General features: G+C 29.8%; 37 protein-coding genes and 1 riboswitch. Of the genes, 19 read left to right on the top strand and 18 right to left on the bottom strand.

Annotation, left to right across the window (positions count from 1 at the left end; translation table 11 throughout):
- The first annotated feature begins 163 nt into the window (after window positions 1-163).
- Both HMPREF2580_RS09285 and HMPREF2580_RS09280 read left to right on the top strand, forming a co-directional pair.
- A complete protein-coding gene (locus HMPREF2580_RS09285) occupies window positions 164-565 on the top strand; it encodes a DUF6941 family protein (RefSeq protein ID WP_070832299.1) in 402 nt (133 codons plus the stop codon).
- Between the two features lie 2 nt (window positions 566-567).
- Window positions 568-972: a hypothetical protein gene (locus tag HMPREF2580_RS09280; protein ID WP_070832296.1), complete on the top strand. Its 405-nt coding sequence runs from the start codon at window positions 568-570 to the stop codon at window positions 970-972.
- A gap of 269 nt (window positions 973-1,241) precedes the next feature.
- Here the strand turns inward: HMPREF2580_RS09280 and HMPREF2580_RS09275 are convergent, their stop codons facing one another.
- Together HMPREF2580_RS09275 and HMPREF2580_RS09270 are read right to left on the bottom strand one after the other, a co-directional pair.
- Window positions 1,242-1,820 carry a hypothetical protein gene (locus HMPREF2580_RS09275; RefSeq protein WP_070832293.1) on the bottom strand — a complete coding sequence of 193 codons (579 nt, stop codon included), beginning with the start codon at window positions 1,818-1,820 and terminating at the stop codon, window positions 1,242-1,244.
- A 53-nt stretch (window positions 1,821-1,873) separates the two neighbouring features.
- Entirely contained in the window at window positions 1,874-2,548 is a 675-nt protein-coding gene (locus HMPREF2580_RS09270; protein ID WP_070832290.1) for an Ltp family lipoprotein, read from the bottom strand.
- Between the two features lie 942 nt (window positions 2,549-3,490).
- Between HMPREF2580_RS09270 and HMPREF2580_RS09265 the strand changes: the two genes are divergently transcribed.
- Window positions 3,491-3,892, top strand: a complete 402-nt coding sequence (locus HMPREF2580_RS09265) for a DUF1433 domain-containing protein (RefSeq protein ID WP_070832288.1) — start codon at window positions 3,491-3,493, stop codon at window positions 3,890-3,892.
- A gap of 97 nt (window positions 3,893-3,989) precedes the next feature.
- Here HMPREF2580_RS09265 and HMPREF2580_RS09260 read toward each other — a convergent pair whose 3' ends face one another.
- Window positions 3,990-4,484, bottom strand: a complete 495-nt coding sequence (locus HMPREF2580_RS09260) for a PH domain-containing protein (RefSeq protein WP_002441603.1) — start codon at window positions 4,482-4,484, stop codon at window positions 3,990-3,992.
- Window positions 4,485-4,635: 151 nt separating this feature from the next.
- Between HMPREF2580_RS09260 and HMPREF2580_RS12560 the strand changes: the two genes are divergently transcribed.
- Window positions 4,636-5,565, top strand: a complete 930-nt coding sequence (locus HMPREF2580_RS12560) for a thermonuclease family protein (protein WP_083321685.1) — start codon at window positions 4,636-4,638, stop codon at window positions 5,563-5,565.
- Between the two features lie 108 nt (window positions 5,566-5,673).
- Here the strand turns inward: HMPREF2580_RS12560 and HMPREF2580_RS09250 are convergent, their stop codons facing one another.
- From HMPREF2580_RS09250 to HMPREF2580_RS12385, 3 genes are all read right to left on the bottom strand, one after another.
- Entirely contained in the window at window positions 5,674-6,222 is a 549-nt protein-coding gene (locus HMPREF2580_RS09250; protein WP_070832284.1) for a hypothetical protein, read from the bottom strand.
- A 162-nt stretch (window positions 6,223-6,384) separates the two neighbouring features.
- Complete coding sequence (locus HMPREF2580_RS12555) at window positions 6,385-6,453, bottom strand: epsilon family phenol-soluble modulin (RefSeq protein WP_115177471.1); 69 nt, start codon at window positions 6,451-6,453, stop codon at window positions 6,385-6,387.
- A gap of 464 nt (window positions 6,454-6,917) precedes the next feature.
- Entirely contained in the window at window positions 6,918-7,028 is a 111-nt protein-coding gene (locus HMPREF2580_RS12385; RefSeq protein ID WP_142382855.1) for an excalibur calcium-binding domain-containing protein, read from the bottom strand.
- A 265-nt stretch (window positions 7,029-7,293) separates the two neighbouring features.
- On the opposite strand from HMPREF2580_RS12385, the gene HMPREF2580_RS09245 reads away from it, so the two are divergent.
- Together HMPREF2580_RS09245 and HMPREF2580_RS09240 are read left to right on the top strand one after the other, a co-directional pair.
- Window positions 7,294-7,494 carry a cold-shock protein gene (locus HMPREF2580_RS09245; RefSeq protein ID WP_037541206.1) on the top strand — a complete coding sequence of 67 codons (201 nt, stop codon included), beginning with the start codon at window positions 7,294-7,296 and terminating at the stop codon, window positions 7,492-7,494.
- Window positions 7,495-7,619: 125 nt separating this feature from the next.
- Window positions 7,620-8,354, top strand: a complete 735-nt coding sequence (locus HMPREF2580_RS09240; protein WP_070832281.1) for an SGNH/GDSL hydrolase family protein — start codon at window positions 7,620-7,622, stop codon at window positions 8,352-8,354.
- Window positions 8,355-8,559: 205 nt separating this feature from the next.
- Here the strand turns inward: HMPREF2580_RS09240 and HMPREF2580_RS09235 are convergent, their stop codons facing one another.
- The 4 genes from HMPREF2580_RS09235 to HMPREF2580_RS09220 form a co-directional block, all read right to left on the bottom strand.
- Window positions 8,560-8,886 (bottom strand): hypothetical protein, encoded by a 327-nt coding sequence (locus HMPREF2580_RS09235; protein WP_070832277.1) that lies wholly within the window; start codon window positions 8,884-8,886, stop codon window positions 8,560-8,562.
- 301 nt (window positions 8,887-9,187) lie between these two features.
- Window positions 9,188-9,406 (bottom strand): hypothetical protein, encoded by a 219-nt coding sequence (locus HMPREF2580_RS09230; RefSeq protein ID WP_002441617.1) that lies wholly within the window; start codon window positions 9,404-9,406, stop codon window positions 9,188-9,190.
- 28 nt (window positions 9,407-9,434) lie between these two features.
- Window positions 9,435-9,719 (bottom strand): hypothetical protein, encoded by a 285-nt coding sequence (locus tag HMPREF2580_RS09225; protein ID WP_070832275.1) that lies wholly within the window; start codon window positions 9,717-9,719, stop codon window positions 9,435-9,437.
- Between the two features lie 327 nt (window positions 9,720-10,046).
- Window positions 10,047-10,793 carry a poly-gamma-glutamate hydrolase family protein gene (locus tag HMPREF2580_RS09220; protein ID WP_070832272.1) on the bottom strand — a complete coding sequence of 249 codons (747 nt, stop codon included), beginning with the start codon at window positions 10,791-10,793 and terminating at the stop codon, window positions 10,047-10,049.
- 180 nt (window positions 10,794-10,973) lie between these two features.
- Between HMPREF2580_RS09220 and HMPREF2580_RS09215 the strand changes: the two genes are divergently transcribed.
- Window positions 10,974-11,579: a GNAT family N-acetyltransferase gene (locus HMPREF2580_RS09215; RefSeq protein WP_070832269.1), complete on the top strand. Its 606-nt coding sequence runs from the start codon at window positions 10,974-10,976 to the stop codon at window positions 11,577-11,579.
- A 141-nt stretch (window positions 11,580-11,720) separates the two neighbouring features.
- Window positions 11,721-11,954 (top strand): hypothetical protein, encoded by a 234-nt coding sequence (locus tag HMPREF2580_RS09210; protein WP_002441627.1) that lies wholly within the window; start codon window positions 11,721-11,723, stop codon window positions 11,952-11,954.
- A gap of 63 nt (window positions 11,955-12,017) precedes the next feature.
- Here HMPREF2580_RS09210 and lnsA read toward each other — a convergent pair whose 3' ends face one another.
- From lnsA to tsaA, 3 genes are all read right to left on the bottom strand, one after another.
- Complete coding sequence (lnsA, locus tag HMPREF2580_RS09205) at window positions 12,018-12,602, bottom strand: lipoprotein N-acylation protein LnsA (protein WP_070832266.1); 585 nt, start codon at window positions 12,600-12,602, stop codon at window positions 12,018-12,020.
- Between the two features lie 225 nt (window positions 12,603-12,827).
- The gene (gene tsaT, locus HMPREF2580_RS09200; RefSeq protein WP_002441631.1) at window positions 12,828-13,016 is read right to left on the bottom strand and encodes a type II toxin-antitoxin system toxin TsaT; all 189 of its coding nucleotides are present in this window, start codon (window positions 13,014-13,016) and stop codon (window positions 12,828-12,830) included.
- A gap of 29 nt (window positions 13,017-13,045) precedes the next feature.
- On the bottom strand, window positions 13,046-13,303 hold the full coding sequence (tsaA, locus tag HMPREF2580_RS09195; protein ID WP_070832263.1) for a type II toxin-antitoxin system antitoxin TsaA: 258 nt from the start codon (window positions 13,301-13,303) through the stop codon (window positions 13,046-13,048).
- A gap of 442 nt (window positions 13,304-13,745) precedes the next feature.
- Between tsaA and HMPREF2580_RS09190 the strand changes: the two genes are divergently transcribed.
- Window positions 13,746-13,949 carry a sterile alpha motif-like domain-containing protein gene (locus HMPREF2580_RS09190; RefSeq protein WP_070832260.1) on the top strand — a complete coding sequence of 68 codons (204 nt, stop codon included), beginning with the start codon at window positions 13,746-13,748 and terminating at the stop codon, window positions 13,947-13,949.
- On the opposite strand, the gene HMPREF2580_RS09185 is transcribed toward HMPREF2580_RS09190, so the two are convergent.
- Window positions 13,941-14,177 (bottom strand): hypothetical protein, encoded by a 237-nt coding sequence (locus HMPREF2580_RS09185; protein WP_002441638.1) that lies wholly within the window; start codon window positions 14,175-14,177, stop codon window positions 13,941-13,943. The two genes, HMPREF2580_RS09190 and HMPREF2580_RS09185, sit on opposite strands and share 9 nt — an antisense overlap.
- Window positions 14,178-14,400: 223 nt before the next feature.
- Between HMPREF2580_RS09185 and HMPREF2580_RS09180 the strand changes: the two genes are divergently transcribed.
- A complete protein-coding gene (locus HMPREF2580_RS09180) occupies window positions 14,401-14,985 on the top strand; it encodes a histidine phosphatase family protein (protein WP_070832257.1) in 585 nt (194 codons plus the stop codon).
- A gap of 62 nt (window positions 14,986-15,047) precedes the next feature.
- Here HMPREF2580_RS09180 and HMPREF2580_RS09175 read toward each other — a convergent pair whose 3' ends face one another.
- The 3 genes from HMPREF2580_RS09175 to HMPREF2580_RS09165 form a co-directional block, all read right to left on the bottom strand.
- Window positions 15,048-15,668, bottom strand: a complete 621-nt coding sequence (locus HMPREF2580_RS09175; protein ID WP_070832255.1) for a LysE/ArgO family amino acid transporter — start codon at window positions 15,666-15,668, stop codon at window positions 15,048-15,050.
- 197 nt (window positions 15,669-15,865) lie between these two features.
- On the bottom strand, window positions 15,866-16,372 hold the full coding sequence (locus tag HMPREF2580_RS09170; RefSeq protein ID WP_002441644.1) for a GNAT family N-acetyltransferase: 507 nt from the start codon (window positions 16,370-16,372) through the stop codon (window positions 15,866-15,868).
- Between the two features lie 393 nt (window positions 16,373-16,765).
- Window positions 16,766-17,188, bottom strand: coding sequence for an organic hydroperoxide resistance protein (locus HMPREF2580_RS09165; RefSeq protein WP_002441647.1), 423 nt, complete (start codon window positions 17,186-17,188; stop codon window positions 16,766-16,768).
- 169 nt (window positions 17,189-17,357) lie between these two features.
- On the opposite strand from HMPREF2580_RS09165, the gene aroD reads away from it, so the two are divergent.
- Both aroD and HMPREF2580_RS09155 read left to right on the top strand, forming a co-directional pair.
- Window positions 17,358-18,080 carry a type I 3-dehydroquinate dehydratase gene (gene aroD, locus HMPREF2580_RS09160; RefSeq protein ID WP_070832252.1) on the top strand — a complete coding sequence of 241 codons (723 nt, stop codon included), beginning with the start codon at window positions 17,358-17,360 and terminating at the stop codon, window positions 18,078-18,080.
- A gap of 78 nt (window positions 18,081-18,158) precedes the next feature.
- Window positions 18,159-18,701: a nitroreductase family protein gene (locus HMPREF2580_RS09155; RefSeq protein ID WP_002441651.1), complete on the top strand. Its 543-nt coding sequence runs from the start codon at window positions 18,159-18,161 to the stop codon at window positions 18,699-18,701.
- A 77-nt stretch (window positions 18,702-18,778) separates the two neighbouring features.
- Here the strand turns inward: HMPREF2580_RS09155 and HMPREF2580_RS09150 are convergent, their stop codons facing one another.
- The gene (locus tag HMPREF2580_RS09150) at window positions 18,779-19,102 is read right to left on the bottom strand and encodes a thioredoxin family protein (protein ID WP_037541218.1); all 324 of its coding nucleotides are present in this window, start codon (window positions 19,100-19,102) and stop codon (window positions 18,779-18,781) included.
- 141 nt (window positions 19,103-19,243) lie between these two features.
- Between HMPREF2580_RS09150 and HMPREF2580_RS09145 the strand changes: the two genes are divergently transcribed.
- The 7 genes from HMPREF2580_RS09145 (at window position 19,244) to HMPREF2580_RS09115 (ending at window position 23,814) form a co-directional block, all read left to right on the top strand.
- Window positions 19,244-19,597, top strand: coding sequence for an arsenate reductase family protein (locus HMPREF2580_RS09145; protein WP_070832248.1), 354 nt, complete (start codon window positions 19,244-19,246; stop codon window positions 19,595-19,597).
- Window positions 19,598-19,769: 172 nt separating this feature from the next.
- Window positions 19,770-20,150, top strand: coding sequence for a glycine cleavage system protein GcvH (gene gcvH, locus HMPREF2580_RS09140; RefSeq protein WP_070832245.1), 381 nt, complete (start codon window positions 19,770-19,772; stop codon window positions 20,148-20,150).
- 196 nt (window positions 20,151-20,346) lie between these two features.
- On the top strand, window positions 20,347-20,733 hold the full coding sequence (locus tag HMPREF2580_RS09135; protein WP_002441658.1) for a toprim domain-containing protein: 387 nt from the start codon (window positions 20,347-20,349) through the stop codon (window positions 20,731-20,733).
- Window positions 20,726-21,022 (top strand): thioredoxin family protein, encoded by a 297-nt coding sequence (locus tag HMPREF2580_RS09130; protein WP_002441660.1) that lies wholly within the window; start codon window positions 20,726-20,728, stop codon window positions 21,020-21,022. Before HMPREF2580_RS09135 ends, HMPREF2580_RS09130 begins: the two co-directional genes overlap by 8 nt.
- 57 nt (window positions 21,023-21,079) lie before the next feature.
- A riboswitch (SAM riboswitch) is annotated at window positions 21,080-21,182 on the top strand.
- An 88-nt stretch (window positions 21,183-21,270) separates the two neighbouring features.
- Complete coding sequence (locus HMPREF2580_RS09125) at window positions 21,271-22,296, top strand: methionine ABC transporter ATP-binding protein (protein WP_070832242.1); 1,026 nt, start codon at window positions 21,271-21,273, stop codon at window positions 22,294-22,296.
- Complete coding sequence (locus HMPREF2580_RS09120) at window positions 22,289-22,984, top strand: methionine ABC transporter permease (RefSeq protein ID WP_002441663.1); 696 nt, start codon at window positions 22,289-22,291, stop codon at window positions 22,982-22,984. Before HMPREF2580_RS09125 ends, HMPREF2580_RS09120 begins: the two co-directional genes overlap by 8 nt.
- Window positions 22,985-23,004: 20 nt before the next feature.
- Window positions 23,005-23,814, top strand: a complete 810-nt coding sequence (locus tag HMPREF2580_RS09115; RefSeq protein WP_070832239.1) for a MetQ/NlpA family ABC transporter substrate-binding protein — start codon at window positions 23,005-23,007, stop codon at window positions 23,812-23,814.
- The last annotated feature ends 39 nt before the right edge of the window (window positions 23,815-23,853 follow it).

Raw genomic sequence — 23,853 nt, 5'->3', positions numbered from 1 at the left:
GAGGACTTGTTAATGTTAAGTATTGAGAATCTGACTGCACCGTTTACTTTTAAATTATCCGCACACGTCACTGGGTGTCTTTATGTTCGCTTTTATGTTCTATCTATTTCTTTTTAAATAAGTTGTGTATTATATAATTAATTATGTTTAAAAGGGGAAAAAAATGGTCAACATTGCATGGGTTGTACCCTCATTGGGTGTTTTTAATAATCCTCAAGGAGATTTAGTTATTGAAAAACCTCTATCTTTTATTGACTTAGAAGCTTTACCAAACAACTTTTCTTTTAGTGTATCTTTTGGGATAATTAATTTAGAGGACGATGGTCAATATAAATTGAATTTTCAAATTATAGATCCAGCGCAAAAAGTAATTTTTGACATCAATGTAGAGATTGATCACCAAAAATTAATTAAAGATAACCCAGATAAAGAATTTAATAATGTGTTTGAATCGAATGCAAATTTCAATAATTTTAAATTTCAAAAAGAAGGGCTTTATACTATCAAATTGTCTATAGATAACTCCGAAGCTCAATCTAATTTTAATGTTAATTTGGTGTCGTAATTATGGTGAATAAAAAGGTTAGTAGACCAGAACAGTTTAATTTGCAAAACAAGGAAGAAAGAACAACTATTGATTCAAAACAATTAAAAAGGGCAAGTGGTAGTTACGAATTTAGTCCGAATTCAACTTCTACTTATGAAGAGGTGGCCATTATGAGTGAATTTGTGGATAGAAAAGAATTTGAACAATTCGAAAAAAGAATAGATGACAAATTTAAAACTTTAGATTCCAAAATTGATGATTTGCCAAATAGATTTAATGATAAATTACAAATTGCCTTAAACTCTCAACTGGAAACTTTTAGAAAAGAACGTAAAGAAGATAAAAAATCTATTATCACATGGACTCTTTCAGGTACTGGAGTAATAATTGCTCTAGTAAGTCTTATAGTAAAATTATTTTTTTGAGTAACTGTACCTTTGTTGGTACGGTTATTTTTGTTTCTATGTCAAATAGGACAGGGGATAAATTTTTAGAGGGTCTGAGACATAAAAATCTTAGACCCTTTTAAGTGTTCTATATAACGGATTTTTAATCAAGGCAGTGTCAAAAAAGTGTCAATAAAATAATTTTTTGACGTGTGGTTGACCTTGTTTTTTATGCGTCAAATAGTTATTTTGATTACTAATGATTATTATAAACGTGAAACTATATATTTTTGAGATTCAGGTCTATATTACTTTTTATTTTTTTGTTGATTTGCCCAATCTATTTGGTCTTGTATCCAACGTTCATGTGCTTTTTGTTCTCTTGGCGTTCTATAAATACCATTATGATCGTAATCATATCTTTGTTCATTATCGGTAGGTTGTTGTGCTATAGATGCATTATGTTGTTCTTCAGGTGTTGTACAACCTCCAATAGTACACTGCGTGCCATCTGGTTTAGTATATCCAATCATATCGTTATTACCTGGAGCTTGATACCATGTATCACCATCCGCATCCACCATACCGTTTACACTTTGGCCACTTTTAATTCTTTGAGACATTTCATCTTTGCTTAAAGGTCTATTATTATTTTCATTTATTTGCTGTTCTTGTGAATTCGAAGATTCTTGGTTTTTATTACTCTCTTTTTCATTTTGATTATTTTTACGTTCACTTTTTTGTTTCTTATCATTATTGTTAGAGTTTTTCTTATGAGATTTTTTACTTTCACTCTTGTGCTTGCTTTCATCTTTCTTTTCTTTTTCATGGCCACATGCACCTAAAATGAGTAAGCTACTGAAAATTAAAGCTGAAATCTTTTTCATTTAGTGTGTCTCCTTTCAAAATTTAAACTATAAAACTAGAAAGTAACTCAGCTTTAATCATCTAAATGATCAATAGCATATTTTGCTTCAGATTCTGTGAATTTTTCACCCTCTGGCGATTTTAGCATATCGTATATTGCATCATTAGACATATGCATATCTTTAGCATAAGATTTAGCTGTTTCTAATGCATTCTTATTATAATCAGCGTTTAAGTGATCAATGGCAAATTGTGCATCTTCTTTATTAAACTTCTCTCCAGTTTCAGATGTTAATATGTCATATATACCTTGCTTAGACATGTTCAAATCATCAGAGTAAGATTTGGCAGTTTCTAAAGCAGCTTTCTGTAATCGTGTAGCAGATTCTTCTTCTTTTGCACCTTTAGTTACTTCATCAAACCATTCTTGATATTTACCATTAGTTTGATCTACTGCAGCTTTATGATTCTCTTCGTCTTTATCATTTACAGAAGTACTGTTTGTATTTTCTGTTTCCTTTTTAGTCGTATCGGTAGCTTGTGTTTCATGATTATTTGTTTTGAGGTTACCAACATAAGTTGTACTAGATAACGCTATAACTACTATTGCCACTGTAACGATTGTCTTTGCAATGGATGGCCATTTACTATATCGCCACATTAAAAATAAACCTAGTGGAAAAATGAATATTAAAGTTAAAACAACAAACCATTCTTGTTTGTACCATGATGTTGATTCTTGTTGCATAAAAATATCCTCCTATTTATCTGATTATTGAGTAGTTAACTTTATTTGTTTTTTAGAGATTGTGTACCTATTATAAATTTAAACTTCAACCTCTACTAAAAGTTTAAATTAAATATAATTTATATAAAAAAAGAGAACGTAATTATACTAATACAATCTTTAGTAAAATTGGCGTTCTCTTTATCTATCGCTATTTTTTTATGTATTCTTTAAAATTTACTATATTTTTTATTTTCTTTAGTAACATTGAGAGTAATGTAAGTTATTATCGCATTCTTCACTAAATTCTGTTTTTCTGTAAAATAGGCTTACATTATTAATTAACATTAAGCATCTTTAAGAATCTTCGAAAAATTGGTTGTATCCATAATGAAAATGCCAATTAGAATAATAATTTAATACCAAATTAGCATTTGAAAGGAATAATTACAACAATTTATTTAATATTTTATAAAATGAATTATTGTATATTCATGATTCCTCGAAAATTAACTTTTACTTGAAGATGACGCAAATGATACTGCATCTGGTGGAGAATTATGTTATTTCCCTGATAATAGAGAACAATTCTTAAAAGTTAGTAGTTAAACTGTTTCACAATTGAAATTCTCTGCCGTAGAGTTTGTGGATTTTTTGAGTTTCAAATATAAAATGTCGCAATTATCGCTATAATTATAAGTGACCAAATAAATAAAAAGGAGATAATACGCCTATAAGTTATTTTTCATCAATTATGCTTAAAATTTAAGGATGAATATACATTTTGATAATAAAGGTTAAATTAAAATATTTAAAGCTGTGTATAGACTGTTTTATTATGAAAGGGGCACATACATATTATTTTTTAATATGGAATTTATATGAAGTAGCAAAATATTCAATGACAAAGTGTTATCATAATTATAAAACTTGTCTACTATGTCACTTCAAAGGAATGATCATTTGAGTAAAAAAATAATTTTAATACTCATAATATTAGTTGGTATAATATTAATTGTAGGAAGCATTTATTTTAAACTGAAATATGACAATAAGAAAGAAAAAGAACAACAATACTATGATGAACAAAAAGAAAGAATTACATTATATATGAGGTATAATGTAAAAGGTTTTAAAAGTATTAAATTTACAGAAATTAGAAAAAACCCAATGGATGGATACGATATTAAAGGATACTTAAATGGCGACAAAAATATATCCTTTACAGCAGGAATAACTTCTATTGATGATTTTAATTTTGATGCAGATCTTTCATATTCAAAAGAATTAAGTGAAAAATTTATTAAAAATACAAAATCAGTATCACAAATAAAGAAAGAAAAATCGAAAAAAGAAGAGAAATAGAATAATTAATAAACGAGATTAGATTTAAAGAGCTTTGATAAGTGTAAAAAAGACAATTTCTATTGAAATAATATAGAGATTGCCTTTTTCATTTGCATTAGTTTAATTCTAATAATTCTTTTTTCTTTTGTTCATATTCCTCTTGAGTAATAGCCTCGATGTCTAATAATTCTTTAAGTTGTTTTATTTTGGACAAATTATCATTTTGAAGGTTATTTTGTGGTTCACTGTTTTTCTCATTTTCCATTTTTCTATTTACATATGTTACAAAATCATTGATTTCTTTATCATTAATATATTTCATTGTTACTTTGTTTCCACTGGAATAAAAAGTGATTTTATTGCCTGTTAGGCGTTTGCTTAATTCAAATGTGCTAATTCGATTGTAATCGAAATTCTCGAAATCATAGCCTGTTAATCGTTTTGAAAAGAATATAACTCTTTGATTTGTAGCTGCTAGAATACCATTTCTATATACATCCACACCTATTGTATGCGTTTCATAAATACCTTCAATAACGTATTGCAATTCTTCGCTCTCATTAAGTATAATATCTTTTAATTGTTGAATATTTTTCTTCTTGCTTGCCATAGTATTCCTTCTTTCGTTGATATAATTTTCATGAAAATTGTTATAAAGAACCGCATCTATCGAAATCTTAAATTTTAAAATTAAAATATTTATAGTTTAATCGATAAAATTGTTATAAAATATTATAAAATAACAAATTTAGAGGTGCAACATGAAAGATATATTAATAAATATTGGAGTATCATTATTTTTAGTAGCATTTATATTGCTAATAACGGCTCTTGTTTACGCGAAAAGAAAGAAAAAAATCAAAAAAATAATAATTGTTGCTGCAACTTGTTTTATAATCAGCATATTATTAATAGGACCTAATGGAGAACAAAAGCAAAACCATAGTGAAAAAGATAAAGTTACTCAAACACAAAGTAGTAAGAAGAACGATGTAAAAAGTAGTAAAAAATCAGAAAGCAATAATAAAAATACAGAAGAAAAGAAAAAAGACAATAATAGTAATCATAGAGAAGTAGTGACCCTTATTAAAGTTGTAGATGGTGATACTGTTAAATTTAATTATAAAGGTAAGAAAACTACTTTCAGATTATTACTGATAGATACTCCTGAAACAAAAGATCCAAGAAAACCGGTAGAAAAATATGGTCCTGAAGCAAGTGAATTTACTACAAATAAGTTAACCAGTGCTAAAAAGATAGAAGTTGAATTCGATAAAGGTCCGCATACTGATAAATATGGAAGAAGCTTAGCATATGTTTATGCGGATGGTGAAATGTTAAACAATGCTTTGGTTAGAAATGGGTTAGCTAGAGTAAAGTATGTTTTTCCTCCTAATGACACGTATGAAAGTAAATTGAAAGAGAGTGAATCATTGGCTAAAGCTGAGAAGTTAAATATATGGAGTGAAGATTCTGAAGAGGATAATAAAGATCAAAACAATAATCAGTCCGATAATCACTCAAATACTAACAATAATGATTCAAACAACAACAATAATAGTTTACCCGTACAATTTTCTAACTGTAAAGCACTTAGAGCAGTATATCCTGCGGGTGTGCCAATAGGTCATCCCGCATACAGCGCAAGGTTAGATGGAAATCATAATGGAGTTGCGTGTGAAATCAGATAGTTTTCATTTAGATAATATTCTTAAAATTATTATAGGCTAATCAAACTTCATAAAAGCAAATTTAAAGTCATGGATGCTACTAATAGAGCTAACCATGACTTTTGCATTTTAATATCCATTTCGGTTATTTGTATTGGCCTGGCCTTGATTGTTATTCCCGTTTGCTCCGTTATTTGAGTATTGTTGTGTATTGCTTTGTTGCGGATTTTTATTTGCAGCTCCTTGAGGATATTGAACATTATTTTGTGCTTTCCCGTTTGTTTGATTTTGTTGTTGATTTGCTGTGTTAGCTTGATTATTATTGGCTGCGTTCTGATTAGCGTTGTTGTTATTGTATTGGGATTGTTTAGTAGTGTTGTTCGCTTGAGATGCATTATTGTTAGTAGGATGATTTTGCTTGTTGTTTTGTTGCTTAGATTTAGATTTGTCGTCTTTATTTTTTGAATCTTTATCTTTATTTTTCTTTGCTAATTTACTATCTTTAATTTTATCTTTTGCGTTATTTATTTTTTTATCGCCTTTAGAGTCTTTTTTATTATCTTTTTTTGAATCAGACTTCTTACTACTATCAGTTTCTTTTTTGTCAGAACTATCAGTATGACTGCATGCGCCTAATACTAAAAAACTCGATAATAGGATGGTAAATAATTTCTTCATAAAAAGTTCGCTCCTATATTTTAAATATTGGTGTTAATAAATTATCTTTACCCAAAATCTACACGATTAATTTTAAATTTATGTAAAATTTCTATTTTCAAAATTTGAATATTTATAAAGGCATGAAAAAGCCCCTCTTATCAAGAGGGGAAAGGTAAACAATTATTTGTTACCGCCGAATAAACCTTTGAAGAATTCGATTGCTTTTTTGATTAAGTTGATGATGAACATTTGACTCACCTCCTATGTATTTATTAACTGTAGTATATTCTCATTGGATATATTTTAGTTGATTATTTCAAAAGTCGTAAAAAATTGTTCATAGATGTAAAATTTAACTTAAAATTTAATAATTTGGAATTCATTTCTGTTAAAATTGCAAAACAATAACAAATTTATTCAATATATATTATAAGAATAGTAGGGATTAATTTGTAAAAAATACCCTTCATTGAAGAAGGGTATTGCTACTACTCTAGAACAGTCTTATTTGAATACGTCTTTAAAGAATTCTATACCTTTTTTTAATAAATCAAAGATGAACATGTGAAACACCTCCAATTAATTGAGTATGTGTTTATCTTATAATACGAATTGGAGGATTTGTCATTAAATGCGTTAATTACAATATATGATTCCTTTGTGTCAAAAAAATAAATATTTTAATAATTGTGAATTCCTAACTGTAGGCCTAACTATTTTTCTCCTGATATACCGTCTTTGTCACGGTCTTTTTTAGGATCATAGCCAGGAGAACCCGCTACATGTTCACCAGGTTTAGGTGTGTCACTACCATAATTAGGCAAGTGATTAGAATCGTTAGAATGATTTACATTTGGATTAACATTCACATACGTTTGATAATAAATTGTTATCTTTAGAAACTTGAAGAATATAAATAATTTGAAGAATTAACTAAAAAGGCTTTACTTTTCTCAAAATAAGCGTATAGTGGAGGTTAAGTAATAAAGCACGTGAAGTTGATTGTTGAAATATTTTTATAGAATATTCTCTTTTGATTAATGGATTTGTTACAAATATTTAGTGCAAAAGCACGCGGAGGTATTCTATATGAATAACGGTACAGTTAAATGGTTTAATGCAGAAAAAGGTTTTGGATTCATCGAAAGAGAAGATGGCGGAGACGTATTCGTACATTTCTCAGCAATCGTTGAAGACGGTTATAAATCATTAGAAGAAGGTCAAAGCGTTGAATTCGACATCGTTGAAGGCGAACGTGGCGAACAAGCTTCAAACGTTGTTAAAATGTAATAACAATTTTCAAAGTCCTCTTCGGAGGGCTTTTTTATTTGGAAAATGATAACCATGTTACAATAACATTCAAGAATATATACGATGCTTTAATTCTACATACATATAAATATAAGGAGACAAGCATGAAAAAAGGGAAAATGATATTGAGTGAAATGACAACTTTGATGAAGTCTTTGAAGAACATTTTCAATATTATCAATGGTAATAAAGATTACTATAATCCTAAAATCGACTTGAAAAAGGATGACGATAATCTTAATAGTAAAAAGATTATTTTCTTAGGATCTTCAATTACATATGGTGCAGCTTCGAAGGGGATATCATTTGTCGAATATTTAACAACTGAATATGAAGTGAAGGGGATTAAGGAAGCTAAATCAGGGACTACGCTTGCAGGGGACAAGTCTGATAGCTACGTGAATAGATTGAAGAAATTAAACTTTGTGAATACAAAAATTGATGCAGTAGTTTGTCAGTTATCGACGAATGATGGGAGATTTGAGTATGAAATAGGTCAGATGAGTTCGTCGTTTGAGCAAGAGGATTTCGATATTAACACGACGATCGGCGCGATAGAATATATAATTAAGTATGTTCAAGCGAAATGGCGTTGTCCAATTATTTTTTATACTTGTATTAGAGAAAATGATGAAAACTATCGAGATTTAGTAAATCAGCTTCATCGTCTTAGAACAAAATGGGATATACATATTATAGATATATTTAATAATGAGGAAATTAATAGATTAGCTAAAAGTGATAAAGAAATGATGGCAGATGATGCTCACCCAACTAAAAAAGGGTACCGCTATTTATATACACCCATCATAGTAAGACAATTGGATGAGATATTATAAATTAAAGAGGATGTGCACGCGTTAAAGTTGGACTTTAAATCTAACTTTGGCAGTCGCACATCCTTTTTGTGATAATTGAAATATTTTTTCTTATTATAATGAATGACTTGTGAATATTGTTGTAACATTTCATATCGATAACTTTCGTTTGAATGATACTTTGAGTATCTAGAATATTTTGAGATTAGCTTGGAAGATTACTTAGCTATTTATTATTATTATCAGATGGGTTGCTATTATCTTTGTTTTTATTTACATCTTTACCATCTACACGTTCTGAATTTCTTTTAGCATCTTGTGATTTAGGATTATTCTTTTTGTTTGCACTTTGGCTTTCATTTTTAACTGTGTCGTTGCTATTTTGTTTCTTGGTATCTGTCTTTGTTTTATCTGATTTTTTAGTATTATGACTTTTTTCTTTTTTAGGTGTTGATTCAGATTTTTTGTCGTCCTTAGTTGAAGAAGTGTCTTTATTACCGCATGCTGTTAATATTAAAAAACTACTCAATAATAAAATTACAACTTTTTTCATAAAATCCTCCTCATATATTCTTATTTCACATATATTTTATACTAATAAGCATCATAAGTCTTTTAAAAACAAAAAATCGCCTATGCAGATACTTTAATAATGACGAAAATTAAAGTCTGCAAGGCGACAACAAGAAGTAATGTTAAACACTCACAGAGTGTAACATTTACAGATTACCATAAAACTATATTTGTGGCTATTTAATTTGGTTAAAATTAATATAATTAATGTTACTTTTTTGTTAACACAAATTGACAATTTTTTGAAAATGTACGCATTTTTAGTACGCAGCTTAAGTTTTCTATTTTTTATCGAAAATACTTATTTCTTCATTTTCATTTTTGACTGAAATATATAAATTATCATCATAAGTATTTACATGATTTTCATTAGATAAGTTGAATTCAGCAAGTATTTTAAACGACCCATTATCTATAGGTTCGACTATTGAAATATCATTATCATTTTTTTGAATAAGAAATTTTCGATTTGAATAATTATTTATTTTCCAGTCGTTCATATTATGTCACCTAACTAAAATTAATAATTTAACCAAAACTTTTTTCAATTTCAGTAAAAGCTTTAGTGGTTACTTTGATATTATAGATTTTATTTTCATCTATATCTCCCTCTAGATAACCTTCTTGAATGAGTACTTTGCAATTATAGATAAAATCATCATACTCACGGTCGCAAAAGTAATCATCTTGAGCTGTTACGGAATTTTTAAAATCGTTAGCTAATTCTTCTGATATTCCTTCGTTGGATCTCTCCATATATAGTTTATAAAACTTTGCAATTGTATATTTTTGTTCTTTCGTAAGTTCGTCCATGTATTATCCCTCCACACATATTACCTATGTCTATATACCCTAGATGAACGCTTAGAAAAACGCTAATATTTAATCAGACTTTAATAATTAAGCTAGAATTTCAATACTTCGTATTGCTTTAGCTCCCTTGCCGCGGGCATGGCTTGAGCCTGTAGTCTCAAGACGCATGCTATTCCTGCAGGCGTGTCGCAATCAATACTTCGTTAAATAAATGTGGATTCTCAGTTGACAAGGGTTACATAGTAGCTTGCATAGATTAATTTTTACTTTGTTGATAAGCACTAATATTTTTTGGGATTTTAAATGAATGTGAAGGCTATTTTAAATTTAATTCGCATTTTTTATGCCTTTTTGAACAGCATTCGCAAATTTATAGAATGTTTTAGTGTATTTTTTTGGATTACCACGTGTTGTTTTGTCTAATTTCTGATGTTTAAAGAATTCTTGTCTCAAAGCAGTAGTTAATTCTAGTTGAACACCTGAATCAGTATCATTCATGTTTACGAAATTATCTGACGATTGAGCGTCAATTTCCTTAGGACTTTCCTTCGCAGTAAATCCTTTTTTACGTAATTCTTTTGCAATAGACTTCGCCATGTCTCTGTCTTTACCACCAATATAGACGATAGGATCATCGCCAGAAAATCCATGTATAGAAATTGTTTCTTTAGTTTTATCTAACATTTTAATTAATTTTGGTTCATCGTAATTTGTAGAAGTGATATGCAGCTGATCATTATTATTAGTGCGTAGGCCTTCAAAAGAATAGAAATTATATTTTCCAACGTTTGAGATACGTCTTGCTAACTCAGTTGTCCCAGGTTCAATTCCGCCACCGTGAATGGCTGACACTAGAATACGCTTATCTTTTCGATGCTTTGTAACAACTTTCCAATCTTTATTTTTAGTCGTATGCTTTTTAAGTTCATTAAAATCACTGTAACGATCACTAGCCGGTTTTGATGGTGATTTTCTTGTATTATAAAAAATCATAACCACTAAGATAATGGCGATAATAATTATAGCTATGAATATATAGTATAGTTTTGAATATAGACTCCCTTTATCTTTCATTATGTCTCCTTTAATTTCAAAATTATAACTCATAAATGATAACAATGATTTTATCTAATTAACAAGTATTTTAACTTTTATTTAAAATTTTAAAATAATTGAACTTACTATAATAGGGTATACAATTAATGTTAAATACATGTATTTTTAATTTTAAAATTATTTTACGGAGGCGAAATTTTGGTTAATATTCAAGTAGTTCCAGCACATCCAAGTAATAAAAAAGCTGGCAAGTTAACTCATTTTGCAATTGATGAAATGGCAAAAGTCATTTTAGGTGAAACATCTAAAAATCGAATTAATTGTCAGTTACAGAAGTTATGGAAAAAAAGAGGTAATCGATTTAGCCATGATATTTCTTATGTAGCTAAAGAAGACGACAGAGTTTTAGGAGCAATCACGTGTGCATCGCTAGTTAAAATAGAAAAATCTATGGTTAAGACTGTTTTAGAAATAATAAAAATGAAAAAATTAAAAGCTCTGAAAATTATTTTCTCAAACCCTAAAAAATTATATTCTTTAATTACAATGGACGAAGGTAATAAAGATGAATTCCATATTAGTATGTTAGCGACGTTACCTGAAGCGCGAGGTAAAGGTGTAGGAACGCGTTTACTTAATTTTGCCGAGAAAAAAGCCCAAAAAGAAGGCTTTAAAAAATTATCATTAACAGTAGTTAAAGATAATGACAAAGCATTAAATCTATATAAGAAATTTGGATTCTCTATAGTAGGAGAAATCAATAAATCACCATTTTACCTTTATCAAATGAGAAAGAATATCTAATTTGATAATCATAAACGACAAATTTGTCATTTTATAACTACACACTCGAAATTATATAATAATTTTAATAAATACTTGAAATGTTTTCACACTCCCTTAACAATAATATGCTATTTTAAAATAAAGGGATGTGATGTTGTTATGAATAAGGAAATATTAAGAAGATATTTAAACGATGATAGCTTTAAAGCTGTAGCAGTGGTCATAGGAAATAAGAAAATCGTCTTAGAGAATGATCTTCATGTCGATTACGAAAACGAAATCATTATTTATCCGCTCAAGAATTGCACACGTATTATTCCTTTTAGCTCAATTTCATATTTAGATGTACTAGATAGAAACGAGCAGTTTGTTAATTATTTTAAAGAAGTCTAACTGACTAAAAATAACCCTCCAATCATAATAGCTAGGAAATCTCTACGCTATCATTTGGAGGGTTTAATTTTTAATACTTTTAACTAACTTTAATCGATAATCTTTGGTGAAATTATCTTTTAATGCATATGGAGAAATAATGTATAATCCATGATCACTCACGGCATTTTGATCAACACCATATTTATATGCTTGATAAATTATTTTTGTACAATATGTATATTTCGTACTTTTTAAATTAAGTGTGACAAGATAACGACTGTGACTATTCTCATAATGACGTTTAACCCAGTTAGCGGCTTTCTGACCAGCACCTGGTTTAACACTACGATAAACTTTAATCCATTCGTTTTTCCCCGTACCGAATCGATGCTTATAAGATTCAAATGATTCAGTGATGGGTTTATCGCCAGGACCTTCAATTTGAAGAACGGTATCTTCGTCGATTGCGATGCTAGAATGCCCGAAGAACCCGTATAACACTGGGCCTTTAGTGATTACGATATCTCCAGGTTTAAGTTTGAAGTCATTATTATCATTTGTCGCGACAGCATCTTTATTTTTAGTAAATTCATTTATCGAAAAAAGTGCTACTAATACAATGAAAAGGGCAATAATTAAGTATATGTATTTATGTATCGCTTTCATTATTAGTGAAAACTCCTTAAATTGAGTCATTAAATTAATTACTATATTAAATTAATATCTGTGAAAATTAAACATTAATTTCAAGAAATGGATTATCAAATAGAAAAATTAAAAACTCAGTTACGTGATTGTAACTGAGTGACAAAGTGTAAACAATTTTCATTAACATTCAATACATCAATACTGTTCTGTAAAAATTTTTGTTCATAAAAGTGAAATTGAAATTTATAATATACCAAAAATAAATGTATAAATGAGCATTGCAAAGCCGAAAATTAAGAAAATAACCGTAAAACCTAAATAAGATTCTTTTCTCTCTTCTTTTTTCGTTTTAAGCATAATAGCTAAAATAATTGCGCCTGCAACAATGAATATAATTGAAAGCCATAATAATATTTGAAAATGTAAATTCATCTTACTCCCTCCTTATATCAATATTTTCCCTATAGGAAGTCATAAAAAATTGGATAAATATAGTAAAGTGCTAAGACAATATTAATAAAGAACAAAATTTCACTTAAAAGATCAGTATAAATAATTGCTATTGTTAAACTCGTAAATAGAGCAATACCACAAATACATAATCCTGGTATTAACCATAGGTGATTATCAACGTTTGCATTATAGGTAATGAGTACATTAAAAGCTATAAATAGTATGGTTAAGATGATATTAATCACATTTACACTAATTATTTTCATAGGTGTTTCACCTCATTAGACACATGAATAGCAAAAGGTCATTTATATACTATAATATCATATCATTTAATACAGATAGGTAAATAAATACATTTTACATTTTTATTTATGCACAATTAGAAAGCATTGTAAAACAAATATATACAATGACAAAAACGTTTCTTAATTTAAAGAGTCATGATTTCGACAAAAATCAATCGAAGATTTAAAAGTTATCATTATTGCTATAATTATGGTTTGGAAGTATGATGATTACTTATTTTTTGAGAGTGATTAAAGTATGAAGATTTTTGAGGAATTAAAATTCTGAGGAATTTATGTAAAAAATGTGCAAAAAAAGAAATTTTGCACATAGACAATCTCGACTATTTTGGTATGATTAATAGCAAGCTTTTAATTAAATGATTGATTTTAATCAATTTTATAAAAGGGAAGAGATTTAATGACTTTTTATGATTTTATGTTAGGTTTTGTAAATGATGATACGCCGTTAGGTAGTTTAGCTAATCATATCTTAGAAGATACTCAATTTCCCCGAGAAGAGAAAAATAATAAAGAAATTCGCACGTACGTGATGACTCATTATCGAGATCACAACTTAATTGAGAGTACAAATAGAGCGATTAGTTTATATAAATTAATTTGAATAGTACCAATTATGAGTATTTAGTGCTTCCCACACATCTTTTGTTTTAAAATTAATTTCATTATTTCGAATGGAAAATGGTTCAATAACATCTTCGTCTAACCATGTATTAATCAATTCTCTTGGAACACCGTCTAACAACATATCAGTTTTACTAATAATGAAACATTCCCAGTCTAACGAGACTGTATTAGGATTTACATAATTGCATTGATTATGACTATCCATAGCAAAACACTCCTTATAATAAATGTAAACCTGATGTTAAGTTTTACCCAAGGTCGCAACTTTCAAACAATTTAATAGTCAAATACGTCAATTTGTATATTTTTTTAAAACTGATAGATTTCGTTTACTTCTGTTTTCTTTAGTGATTAAATGAAGGGGATAAAAAGAGAGAATCTATTCGTTTAGAATAATTTAAGTAATTGTTATTGAAGAGGTGTTTATTTTGACTAAAACATTATATTTAATGCGACATGGTCAAACAGTTTTTAATTTAAAAGGTAAAATACAAGGCGCTAGTGATTCACCCTTAACATCACTAGGTATTCAACAAGCTCAGGCTGCACGAAAATATTTCGAAACTCATAATATTACGTTTGATACGCTCGTTTCATCATCACAAGAGCGCGCTAGTGATACATTAGAGAATGTTGCTCCTGAGCGAAATTATCAACGTTTAAAAGGCATTAAAGAATGGAGTTTTGGTTTATTTGAGGGTGAAAGTGTTAGTCTATTGAATGCAACTTATGATCCTAAATTTTTGTATGATGACAAAATTGTTCCGTTTGAGGGAGAGTCTCGAGAGGAAGTTGAAACTCGTGTCTATCATACTCTTGAAAAAATCATGCAAAACTCGAATGGTGACACAGTTTTAGCTGTAAGTCATGGTAGTACAATTGGCTTATTTATAAGAGTGATTCTTGGTTATGACGAGGGCAGTAAATATGATATGGGTAATTGCCATATAGCAAAATTTGAATATGATAATAATGAATTCAAATTTGTAGAGATTATTGATCCAATCGTTTAAAAATAAAACTCATCAACTTACTTGTAAGAAATTAAATGATACAAGTGGTTGATGAGCTTTTTTTATCTGAAAAGGAGCATGAATATTTTTTGAACTATTATTAAAGCTACAATAACAATGATGATACTAGATAGTTTATTCACAAAGATTAATAGCTTACCGTTTTTATCTAAAGAACCTACTGATTTTCCTGCTAACGCTAAGAAAATGAACCATATCCATGAAACTGAAATACACGTTAATGTAAAAGCAAACTTTTCGTAACCAACGTATGCTGACGCACTTGTTCCTATCACACCAATTGTGTCCATTACTGCATGGGGATTTAAAAGAGAAACGGAAAGGGCAAAACTTATTTGTTTTGATGCGGACAGACTGTTGTCCTGTTTAACATTCTGAGTTTTCTCATTCCAAAGTGTCCAAGCTATATAAAATAGGAAAATAAGACCGAAAATATATATCACAAGTTGTAAAGTAGGTAAGGACATGAGTACGAGTGAAACACCTAGAACGGCTAAACTTATGAGTATAGTGTCGCATAATCCAGCTGTAATAATAACTGGTAATGTTTTAACGAGTTGTGGTTGGGTGGCCCCTTGGTTAAAAACAAATATATTTTGGGCACCTAATGGAAGTATAAGCCCGAGCGCCAAAAGGAAAGCATGTAAAATAGCTTCAATCATTTTAAATCACATCACTTTAATAAATGAAAATTTAGAAAATTCAAATTAATTATATCTTAAAAATAAAGTGAATGCATTTACTTTTCACCAGATTTAAAAAGTGATTAAAGTCATTGAAGAGATAAATATCGAATATATCGTAGATAGGGTATGATGTGAAATACCCCATATACGTACAAAATTGTTGATATATTCAATTATGAGTTAGCTAAATGATCACAAACATAATAAATCAACCAGTTTTCATCAAGGTATTCGTCATCAATTTTGCTCGCATTTTTTTCAAAAGCTAGATTTTCAAAACCGATAGAACTAAAGAAAACTTTGGCACTAATATTGTTAGAAGCGATAGTAGTCATTAACATTTCAATATTTTGAGTCTTAGCGTATTCAATAATATGATTAATCAATTCTCTATTGATGATTTCATCATTATTTTTAACAAAATTATTTTCAAGAATCGCTTTATGACGCTTACTTACAAATTTCATTTGTTTTAACGTACAAGTAGCGACAAGCTGGTCATCTTCAAATGCACCAAAAATATTCCAATATTTTGTTTCTTGAGAAAGAATGGTTTTAAGGCAATCTTCCGAAACATTTTCTAAATAATAGCGATCCCATGCGTAATTATGGTAACCGTTTGACATTAACTCTTTATATGCTTCTAAATCATCATTATTTAATAAACGGATATTGTTCATGTTGACCTCCAGATTTAAAGAAAATACAAAATTATAAAATACCTTTAGTTAAAGAGACTTATCAAATACATAATAAAAGAATTATTAAAAATACGCAATAATCGTTTTATGATAACAAAAAACATTTCTGAAAATATATTTAAGCGTAAATTTTAATATTAAAACTATTATTTTAAATATTAAGAACTTCTTGTCGCTTGAAATGATTTTAATACGCACTATTTTAACGAAATATTTATTCATTTAACTCTATTTACTAAATCTTAATAAATTTTATTTCAGGTGTATACAATTTATAAGCTTACTGAATTTAGATATAAAAAAGCCACCAACAAAATACGTAAATTTGTTGGTGGTTGAACCTATAATATATTCAATTACTATTTATTATTATTAATCTACAACTTCTACATTTAAGTTAACATCGATATTGCCACGTGTTGCTTTAGAATATGGACAGAAGTCATGTGCATCTTTTAAATATTTTTCTGCATCTTCTTGTGATAAAACGTTTTTAACTTTTGCGTCAATATCGACACTTAGTTTTGGACTTTCTGCATCTGGATCATCTTCTAAACGTACAGTTAATGTGACTTCAGGTTCAGCGTCACGTACTTTATTTTGTTTTAAGATAAGATCAAATGCACCGTTAAAGCATGAAGCATAGCCTGCTGCAAATAATTGTTCAGGGTTTGTAGCTTTTCCGTCAGCTTGTTGTGGTGGTAATACGTCTACATTTATTGCGTTATCGTCAGTGTGAACATGTCCTTTACGTCCACCTACGTTTGTAGCTTTAGTTTCATATTGAACTGCCATTATGATTACCTCCTAAATTCATTATACTTGTGTACTACCCGATGACTAATTTTTTAAATCATAGAGAATTTCATTTTCAGGAAAATGAATTAAATAACAGCAATTTGTAAGTGATAAAGCAATTAATATAAAATAAGTTTAATACGATGTTAGAAACGAGGTATATACTATGACACATGTTGATGTGGCAGCTACAATTGCACCGGAAAATCAAATTTCACAAACACTCTTAAATGATATTTACCAATATAGAGATTCGATTGATATTGTGGAATTAAGAATAGATCAATGGTTCGATTTTAATATGGAACAATTTAAAACGATTATTCATCAATTAAAACAATTAAAATTGGATTTTAAAATCCTTGTGACGTATCGAACATCAACGCAAGGCGGTAAAGGGGATATTGGAGAAACTGAATATTTAGAGTTACTGTATAAGTTAATCCAACACGCGCAGTTTGATATCTTAGATATTGAATGGAACGCGTCCATAGATGTAGAGGTTTACGGTAAGTTAATTCAACACGCGCAAGAGAATGGTCTAAAAGTGGTGTTATCGCATCATAATTTTCAAGAGACGCCTTCATTAGAGGAATTAAAATTTATTTATTTCAAAATGCAAAAATTGTCACCACAATATTTGAAGTTAGCAGTTATGCCTCATAGTAAAGAGGATGTCTTACATTTATTAGAGGCGATGAGTGTGACTTCTGATAGTACGCCATATCAAGTGATTGGCATCTCGATGTCTAAATTAGGTGTAATTAGTCGTACAGCTCAAGGCGTCTTCGGCGGTGCAGTTTCGTATGGTTGTTTGGGAGAACCGCAAGCTCCTGGTCAGATTCATGTTAAGGAGCTGAAACAGCAACTCCAATTTTATGAATCATAAACAGAAAAGTTGAATAAAATGTGACTGTGAATTATAATTGATAATTGTTATCAACGAACGTAGAAGGAGCGAATTAAAGTGGAATTACAAGAAGCTATATCTAATAGAAGAAGTATCAAGAAATTTAAACATGATATGGTTATTGACGATAAGGCATTATATGATGCTGTCGAAAAAGCTACAGACGCTCCAAATCACGGAATGAGAGAACCTTGGAGAGTCGTTCATGTTGCAAAAGATAAATTAGGTGATTTCAGTCAGGATATTACGAGATTTGCATTTCCTGATAATCCTGAAAAAAGAGAAGACCATTATAATGCAGTAACAAATCTAGGAGGTTTATTATTATTAATCTTAAAAGATGATCCTAGACAAAGACAAAGTCGTGAAAATTACTTTGCATTTGGGGCATTTGCTCAAAATTTAATGCTTCTCTTATATGAAGCGGGTATCGGAACATGTTGGAAATCACCACATTACATTTTCGAGCCTAAAGTGCGTAAAGCTTTAGATATTAAAAATGATGAAATTTTAGCTGGTTTCTTATATCTTACAGATTTAGAAGTAGAACCAACTAAAGCACAACGTAAAAATAAAAATTTAATCACTGAATTTGAATAAGGTTTAAAAAATTGAGTGTATGAAAATAAAAAAGGAGTTTTCCCTACATTAAACAGTAGAGAAAGCTCCTTTAACTTTTATTGATTTAAATTTTCATCTAAAAATGATTCCACTTGTTCTGGAGATTTCGCATTTGCTGAATGTAAATGCGCTAATTTTTCACCATTTTGGAAAATTAAAATACTAGGAATACCCATTACGTCATTTTCAGTGGTTACATCTTCTAATTCATCACGGTCTACGACGTACCAGCTATAGTTATTATATTTCTCAACAATAGGATCAATCCACATATCCATTGCTTTACAATCAGGACACCAATCGGCCTCGAATTTTACAATAACTGGATGATTACTGTTAATTGTTGAATTAAAATCTTCAGTTTTATGAATACCTTGCATCATTTATACTCCCTTTCAATATTAGTAAATTTATTATAACGAATGATATCTTTTTTATAAAAATATTAGCCTAAAAAGTAGAGCGTTTTCTTATAGAAAATGATATATTTGTCTTAATAGAGATAAGGAGGTAATAAACATATGATAAAATTTTATCAATATTCAAATTGTACGACTTGCAAGAAAGCCGCTAAATTTTTAGATGAATATGGTGTGAGCTACGAACCTATCGATATTGTTCAACACACACCCACTAAAAAAGAGTTTGAAGATATTATTGACAAAACAGGTGTAGAAATAAATAAATTATTTAATACACATGGTGCTAAATATCGTGAACTTGATTTGAAAAATAAATTAAAAGACATGTCAGATGATGAAAAATTAGATTTATTAGCATCTGATGGAATGTTGGTAAAACGTCCACTAGCTATCTCTGGAGAAAAAATCACTTTAGGTTTTAAAGAAGAAACGTACAAAAATACTTGGATATAATTTTTTAACACTCGTCGTAAAAAGTGAACATTAGAAATGAAAATGTATCAAATATCGTGTTTTACATAAATAAATACGAATTTTATCATATTAATTCTTTTAGATAATAGTTGATTGAACTATATCAGTGTGGCATCATTAAAATGTAATTAATAATTAGGAGGGGATTCTCGTGGCAGTACCGAGCGAATTTAAATATTCTAAAGAACATGAATGGGTTAAAATAGAAGATAATGTAGCAACAATTGGTATTACAGAGTACGCTCAAAACGAGTTAGGCGACATTGTATTTGTTGAACTACCTGAAACAGATGACGAATTAAATGAAGGCGATACTTTTGGTAGTGTAGAATCTGTTAAAACTGTATCAGAATTATACGCGCCTATCTCAGGTAAAATTGTAGAAATCAACGAAGAATTAGAAGATAGCCCAGAATTCGTTAATGAATCACCATACGAAAAAGCATGGATGGTTAAAGTAGAAATGAATGACGAAAGTCAATTAGATGCATTATTATCAGCAGACCAATATTCAGAAATGATTGGTGAATAGCATGTGTTAAACTCCTCGATTATTTTAATCAAGGAGTTTTATTTATAATATAAAAGAATTTTTACACTTTATTTTAAATCAGTGTTTAGTTTTCATTAACCATATGTAAGTTTGCCCGTTGTGATGTTTAGTTTTTCTAAATTCTGTGAATGGTTTAAGTGACAGTTAACTATCGACGCTTAGAAGGTGGATTGACATGACTATTGTGAATAAAGTTATCATTGTTGAAGGTAAATCGGATAAGAAAAGAGTGCAACAAGTTATCGCAGAGCCAGTAAGTATTATTTGTACACATGGGACCATGAGTATAGATAAAATTGATGATATGATAGAATCACTTTATGGTAAACAAGTTTATGTTCTTGCAGATTCTGATGACGAAGGAGAAAAAATTAGAAAATGGTTTAAACGATATTTAAGCGAAAGTGAACACATATATGTTGATAAAACATATTGTGAAGTTGCGAAATGTCCGAAAAATTATTTAGCTAATGTTTTGAATAGATATGGTTTCTCAGTGAAAAAAGAAAAGAATCTCATGCCTAATTTAAACACTGAAAGGTTAGTTCTAGTTAATGAATAGTTCAATTGATCTTGAAGATATAACAGAAAATTACAATGAAGAGAAACATCTTATATTTGGCTATACGCCAATGTGTGGAACGTGTAAAGTTTCAGAAAGAATGTTAGATATTGCGAATGATATTTTACAGCTTCCGGTTAAAAAGGTGGATCTTAATTTTCATCCTGAATTTAGTAAAGAAAAAGAAATTATGTCAGTGCCTGTTTTATTGGTGATGAATAAGGATCAAGAAGTAAAAAGAATCTATGCTTTTCAATCAGTCCCTTATTTGTTAGAAAATTTAAAATAGTTATTGACGAAACTTTAGTACGGTGGTAGGATTAAAACAAATTAAATGATGCGTAAACTCTTATCGAGAGAGGTGGAGGGATGTGCCCTACGAAGCCCGGCAACCGTCTGATATAGAAATGGTGCCAATTCACATAAAGTTTAACTTTAGAAGATGAGAGAAAGAAGATATACAAATGCTTTCTCAACTCTCTAAAGATTGAGGAAGCATTTTTTAATTTATATAAGCAATTTAAGGAGGCTATTAACGTGATTAAGTTAAACCAAATAGTGAAACGATATCATACTAAGAACAAAGATGTTCTAGCAGTTGATCACGTTGATTTAAATATTGATTCAGGCTCGATTTTTGGCGTTATTGGTTTCTCTGGTGCAGGTAAAAGTACGCTAATTAGAATGTTTAACAATCTAGAAGCGCCTACGTCTGGAGATGTCATTATTGATGGTGACAATATTAGTAAATTATCCAAATCAGAGTTGCGTAAAAAACGACAAAAAGTAAGTATGATTTTCCAACATTTCAACTTATTATGGTCAAGAACCGTATTAAAAAATATTACTTTCCCACTTGAAATTGCAGGAGTACCGAGTGGTAGAGCGAAGCAAAAAGCACTTGAACTTGTAGAACTTGTAGGATTGAAAGGCAGAGAGAGTGCGTATCCATCAGAATTATCAGGTGGACAAAAGCAAAGAGTAGGTATAGCTAGAGCGTTAGCAAATGACCCTGATGTTTTACTTTGTGACGAAGCAACGAGTGCTTTAGACCCTCAAACAACTGATGAAATTCTAGACTTATTACTTAAGGTAAGGGAACAACAAAACCTTACAATCGTATTAATTACTCATGAAATGCATGTGATTAGACGCATTTGCGATGAAGTCGCGGTAATGGAAAACGGTAAAGTCATAGAACAAGGAAAAGTTAGCGAAGTATTTGAAAATCCACAACATGCAGTTACTAAACGTTTTGTTAAGGATGATTTAAATGATGACTTTGAAGATGCTCTAGATGAATTAGAACCATTAGCGAGTGATTCTTACATAGTGAGATTAAACTTTACTGGGGATAATACGACAGAACCTATTGTTTCATATATTACTAAAACACATAATATAGACGTTAATATTCTTGAAGCTAATATCAAGAATACTAAGGATGGTTCTATAGGCTTCTTAGTTATTCAAATACCGCATATTGATAGTGATAACTTTGAACAATTTAAGAATGATCTTCATCAACAACATGTGAATGTGGAGGTGTTGAAACATGGGTAAATCATATGGCGAAATATTCCACGAAATGTTTACAATGCCTAATGTTCAGTGGCCAGATGTATGGCAAGCAATATTAGAGACACTATATATGACTGTTGTTTCTACTATATTTGCTTTCATCTTTGGTTTGATTTTAGGGGTGTTACTTTTCTTATCTGCGAAAAGTCATTCACCGGCAGCTCGAGTTTTCTACACAATTGTTTCATTTATAGTTAACTTATTTAGAGCGATACCATTTATCATTTTAATTTTATTACTTATACCGTTTACAAGTGTAATTCTTGGAACGATTAGTGGACCAACAGGCGCTTTACCAGCACTTATTATCGGTGCAGCACCATTTTATGCTCGCTTAGTAGAAATTGCCTTCAAAGAAATTGATAAGGGAGTTATCGAAGCGGCTTGGTCAATGGGTGCGAATACTTGGACAGTCGTACGCAAGGTACTACTTCCTGAGGCGATGCCTGCGTTAGTTTCAGGTATTACTGTGACAGCTATTGCTTTAGTCGGTTCAACTGCTATAGCTGGTGTCATTGGTGCCGGTGGTTTAGGTAACTTAGCCTACTTAACTGGTTTCACACGAAATCAAAATGATGTTATCTTAGTTTCAACTGTATTCATCTTAATCATAGTATTTATAATTCAATTCCTAGGGGATTGGCTTACAAATAAAATTGATAAACGCTAAAGAAAAGGGGACAATGTTCAATGAAAAAAATCTTAGGAATAATTTTAGTATTAGCATTAACAGTTGCTTTAGCTGCTTGCGGTGGTGGCGACAAGAGCAAAACAATCACAGTAGGTGCATCACCAGCACCTCATGCTGAAATTTTAGAAAAAGCTAAACCATTATTGAAGAAAAAAGGTTACGATTTACAAATTAAAACAATTAACGATTACACTACACCTAATAAATTATTAGATAAAGGTGAAATTGATGCTAACTTCTTCCAACATACGCCATACTTAAAAACTGAAAGTAAAGAAAAAGGATATAAAATTGAATCTGCAGGAAACGTAGAACTTGAACCAATGGCTGTGTACTCTAAAAAGTACAAAAGTTTAAAAGACTTACCTAAAGGTGCAACAGTTTATGTTTCAAATAACCCTGCTGAACAAGGTCGTTTCTTAAAATTCTTCGTAGATGAAGGTTTAATTAAACTTAAAAAAGGCGTTAAAATTGAAGACGCTAAATTCAGTGACATCACTGAAAACAAGAAAGATATTAAATTTAACGACAAACAATCTGCTGAATACTTACCTAAAATCTATCAAAACCAAAAAGCTGATGCAGTCATCATTAACTCTAACTACGCAATCGATCAAAAATTAAGTCCTAAGAAAGATTCTATCGCATTAGAAAATGCTAAAGATAATCCATATGCTAACTTAATCGCTGTTAAAAAAGGACATAAAGATGATAAAAAAATCAAAGCTTTAATGGAAGTATTACAATCTAAAGAAATTCAAGACTACATTAAAGATAAATATGATGGTGCCGTGGTGCCTGCTAAGTAACAAAAAATCGGGAGCGGGACAGAAATATAATTTAACAAA

The organism is Staphylococcus sp. HMSC036D05 (assembly GCF_001836225.1).
GTDB classification, from domain to species: domain Bacteria; phylum Bacillota; class Bacilli; order Staphylococcales; family Staphylococcaceae; genus Staphylococcus; species Staphylococcus caprae.
This window is presented reverse-complemented; position numbering and strand designations above follow the sequence as displayed.

Bases quoted from the DNA above. Each gene is read 5' to 3' on its own strand.
- HMPREF2580_RS09285 (WP_070832299.1), top strand. From the start codon at position 164: ATGGTCAACATTGCATGGGTTGTACCCTCATTGGGTGTTTTTAATAAT.
- HMPREF2580_RS09280 (WP_070832296.1), top strand. From the start codon at position 568: ATGGTGAATAAAAAGGTTAGTAGACCAGAACAGTTTAATTTGCAAAAC.
- HMPREF2580_RS09275 (WP_070832293.1), bottom strand. From the start codon at position 1,820: ATGAAAAAGATTTCAGCTTTAATTTTCAGTAGCTTACTCATTTTAGGT.
- HMPREF2580_RS09270 (WP_070832290.1), bottom strand. From the start codon at position 2,548: ATGCAACAAGAATCAACATCATGGTACAAACAAGAATGGTTTGTTGTT.
- HMPREF2580_RS09260 (WP_002441603.1), bottom strand. From the start codon at position 4,484: ATGGCAAGCAAGAAGAAAAATATTCAACAATTAAAAGATATTATACTT.
- HMPREF2580_RS12560 (WP_083321685.1), top strand. From the start codon at position 4,636: ATGAAAGATATATTAATAAATATTGGAGTATCATTATTTTTAGTAGCA.
- HMPREF2580_RS09250 (WP_070832284.1), bottom strand. From the start codon at position 6,222: ATGAAGAAATTATTTACCATCCTATTATCGAGTTTTTTAGTATTAGGC.
- HMPREF2580_RS09245 (WP_037541206.1), top strand. From the start codon at position 7,294: ATGAATAACGGTACAGTTAAATGGTTTAATGCAGAAAAAGGTTTTGGA.
- HMPREF2580_RS09240 (WP_070832281.1), top strand. From the start codon at position 7,620: ATGAAAAAAGGGAAAATGATATTGAGTGAAATGACAACTTTGATGAAG.
- HMPREF2580_RS09235 (WP_070832277.1), bottom strand. From the start codon at position 8,886: ATGAAAAAAGTTGTAATTTTATTATTGAGTAGTTTTTTAATATTAACA.
- HMPREF2580_RS09230 (WP_002441617.1), bottom strand. From the start codon at position 9,406: ATGAACGACTGGAAAATAAATAATTATTCAAATCGAAAATTTCTTATT.
- HMPREF2580_RS09225 (WP_070832275.1), bottom strand. From the start codon at position 9,719: ATGGACGAACTTACGAAAGAACAAAAATATACAATTGCAAAGTTTTAT.
- HMPREF2580_RS09220 (WP_070832272.1), bottom strand. From the start codon at position 10,793: ATGAAAGATAAAGGGAGTCTATATTCAAAACTATACTATATATTCATA.
- HMPREF2580_RS09210 (WP_002441627.1), top strand. From the start codon at position 11,721: ATGAATAAGGAAATATTAAGAAGATATTTAAACGATGATAGCTTTAAA.
- lnsA (WP_070832266.1), bottom strand. From the start codon at position 12,602: ATGAAAGCGATACATAAATACATATACTTAATTATTGCCCTTTTCATT.
- tsaT (WP_002441631.1), bottom strand. From the start codon at position 13,016: ATGAATTTACATTTTCAAATATTATTATGGCTTTCAATTATATTCATT.
- tsaA (WP_070832263.1), bottom strand. From the start codon at position 13,303: ATGAAAATAATTAGTGTAAATGTGATTAATATCATCTTAACCATACTA.
- HMPREF2580_RS09190 (WP_070832260.1), top strand. From the start codon at position 13,746: ATGACTTTTTATGATTTTATGTTAGGTTTTGTAAATGATGATACGCCG.
- HMPREF2580_RS09185 (WP_002441638.1), bottom strand. From the start codon at position 14,177: ATGGATAGTCATAATCAATGCAATTATGTAAATCCTAATACAGTCTCG.
- HMPREF2580_RS09175 (WP_070832255.1), bottom strand. From the start codon at position 15,668: ATGATTGAAGCTATTTTACATGCTTTCCTTTTGGCGCTCGGGCTTATA.
- HMPREF2580_RS09170 (WP_002441644.1), bottom strand. From the start codon at position 16,372: ATGAACAATATCCGTTTATTAAATAATGATGATTTAGAAGCATATAAA.
- HMPREF2580_RS09165 (WP_002441647.1), bottom strand. From the start codon at position 17,188: ATGGCAGTTCAATATGAAACTAAAGCTACAAACGTAGGTGGACGTAAA.
- aroD (WP_070832252.1), top strand. From the start codon at position 17,358: ATGACACATGTTGATGTGGCAGCTACAATTGCACCGGAAAATCAAATT.
- HMPREF2580_RS09150 (WP_037541218.1), bottom strand. From the start codon at position 19,102: ATGCAAGGTATTCATAAAACTGAAGATTTTAATTCAACAATTAACAGT.
- HMPREF2580_RS09145 (WP_070832248.1), top strand. From the start codon at position 19,244: ATGATAAAATTTTATCAATATTCAAATTGTACGACTTGCAAGAAAGCC.
- HMPREF2580_RS09135 (WP_002441658.1), top strand. From the start codon at position 20,347: ATGACTATTGTGAATAAAGTTATCATTGTTGAAGGTAAATCGGATAAG.
- HMPREF2580_RS09130 (WP_002441660.1), top strand. From the start codon at position 20,726: ATGAATAGTTCAATTGATCTTGAAGATATAACAGAAAATTACAATGAA.
- HMPREF2580_RS09120 (WP_002441663.1), top strand. From the start codon at position 22,289: ATGGGTAAATCATATGGCGAAATATTCCACGAAATGTTTACAATGCCT.
- HMPREF2580_RS09115 (WP_070832239.1), top strand. From the start codon at position 23,005: ATGAAAAAAATCTTAGGAATAATTTTAGTATTAGCATTAACAGTTGCT.